The following is a 1,974-nucleotide window of genomic DNA, read 5'->3' as shown; positions in this document are numbered from 1 at the left end:
GTGGGGAGCCTGCTGGTCGGGCTCGCGCTCGCCGCCGGGGCCCGCGTCGTCGGGGCGGTGGGCGGGGAGCGCAAGGCCGCGGCGGTCCGGGAGCGGGGCGCGGCCGCGGTCGACTACACCCGTGACGGCTGGGCGGAGCGCGTCGTCGAGCTGACCGGCGGCGGGGCCGACGTGGTGTTCGACGGCGTGGGCGGCGCGATCGGCCGGGCGGCGTTCGGCGCGACCGCGGCGGGCGGCCGGTTCTCCGTGCACGGGGCGGCCGGGGGAGCGCCCACCCGGATCCCGCCGGACGAGGCGGCCCGCCGCGGCGTCACCGTCATCGGCCTGGAGCAGCTCATGGAACTGCGGGCGGGCGGCCGGGAGCGGGCGGAGCGCGCCCTGGCCGAGGCCGCCGCCGGGCGGCTCGCGCCGGTCGTCGGCCGCACGTTCCCGCTCGAGCGCGCCGCCGAGGCGCACGCCGCGATCGAGGCGCGCGCGGTCGTCGGCAAGACGCTGCTGACGGTCGGCTGACGGGCCCGGGACCGGCGGGGGCCGTCCGGGCGCGGATAAGATCAAGGTTTCCGCCATCGCGGGCATCGCACCCGATTCGGACGCCGTCCACCGGGCACGATGCCGGCGCACGTGCACGCCAGAGGGGGACGGAACCGTGACCGTACCGAACGTGGACCTCATCGACGGCCGCGCCATGCCGCAGCTCGGCTTCGGCGTCTTCCAGGTGCCCGACGACGAGGCCGAGCAGGCCGTGACGACGGCGCTGGAGAACGGCTACCGCAGCATCGACACGGCCGCCGTCTACCGGAACGAGCGCGGGACGGGACGGGCGCTGCGCGCGTCGGGCGTCCCGCGCGAGGAGCTGTTCGTCACCACCAAGCTGTGGAACAGCGACCAGGGGCGCGACAGCGCGCTGCGCGCCTTCGACGCGAGCCTGGAGCGCCTCGGCCTCGACTACGTCGACCTGTACCTGATCCACTGGCCGATGCCGCGGCGCGGGACGTACCTGGAGACGTGGCGCGCGTTCGAGGAGCTGCGGCGGGACGGGCGCGCCCGCTCGATCGGCGTCTCGAACTTCACCGTCGAGACGCTGCGGCACATCGTGGACGAGACCGACGTCGTCCCGGCGGTCAACCAGATCGAGCTGCACCCCTACCTGCAGCAGCCGGGCCTGCGCGCCTTCCACGCCGAGCACGGCATCCGCACCGAGGCGTGGGCGCCGCTCGGGCAGGGGCAGGGCCTGCTGGACGACCCGGCGCTCGCCGACATCGGCCGCGCGCACGGCCGCACGCCCGCGCAGGTCGCGCTGCGGTGGAGCCTGCAGCTCGGCAACGTCGTCATCCCGAAGTCGGTGACGCCGTCCCGCATCGCCGAGAACATCGACGTCTTCGGCTTCGAGCTGACCGCGGACGAGATGAAGCGGATCGGCGAGCTGGAGAAGGGGTCCCGCGTCGGTCCCGACCCGGCCGCCTTCGACGCCGGGGCCTGATCAGCGGATCACCATCCGGGCCCGGTACTCCGCGGCGGGCACCCCGTCCCGCCGCGCCGCGGGGGCCAGGTCCAGCAGGCGCACCGTCCGCCCGCCGGCGGTCGCCTCGGCGGCGAACCGCCGGCTGGTGTGCAGCTCCCGCGTGACGGGCGCCGTGCGCGCGGCGGTGAGTTCGACGGCCACCGTCGCGTCGCCCTCCCAGACGCACTGCACCTCCTGCGGGCACCGGCCGTCCTGAGGGACGCCGGTGAAGCGGACGGCGAACCCGTCGGCCGTCCGCGCCGCCTTTCCGGGCGCGAGGGTGAACTCCTCCCCGGCCCGCACCGTCCGGTCGCCGAGCCTCGGCTCGCCCGGCGCCGGATCGCCGACCGTCCGCGCCTCCGGTTCGCCGCACCCCACGACGGCCGGCGCGGCGCCGAGCACCGCGACCGCGATCAGCGACCGCACGGCCATGCCCCCTCCCCGCAGGATGTGCAGTGCGTCTGGGAGGGCGA

The 1,974-nt window shown here is 76.5% G+C and carries 2 protein-coding genes and 1 pseudogene; 2 read left to right on the top strand and 1 reads right to left on the bottom strand.

Features of this window, described 5'->3' with window-relative positions; translation table 11 throughout:
- Both DMH08_RS39320 and DMH08_RS39315 read left to right on the top strand, forming a co-directional pair.
- Positions 1-510: zinc-binding dehydrogenase (locus DMH08_RS39320; protein ID WP_148108663.1), on the top strand; the 510-nt coding region annotated here is incomplete at its 5' end.
- Between the two features lie 175 nt (positions 511-685).
- A complete protein-coding gene (locus DMH08_RS39315) occupies positions 686-1,480 on the top strand; it encodes an aldo/keto reductase (protein ID WP_051301261.1) in 795 nt (264 codons plus the stop codon).
- On the opposite strand, the pseudogene DMH08_RS39310 reads toward DMH08_RS39315, so the two are convergent.
- Positions 1,481-1,974, bottom strand: a pseudogene (locus DMH08_RS39310) (hypothetical protein); the annotation flags it as partial. It abuts the gene before it with no gap.

Origin of the sequence: Actinomadura sp. WAC 06369 (genome assembly GCF_003947565.1) — a bacterium.
Classification (GTDB): domain Bacteria; phylum Actinomycetota; class Actinomycetes; order Streptosporangiales; family Streptosporangiaceae; genus Spirillospora; species Spirillospora rifamycini.
The sequence above is the reverse complement of the archived record's forward strand: the minus strand, read 5'-3'. Positions and strand labels throughout refer to the sequence as shown.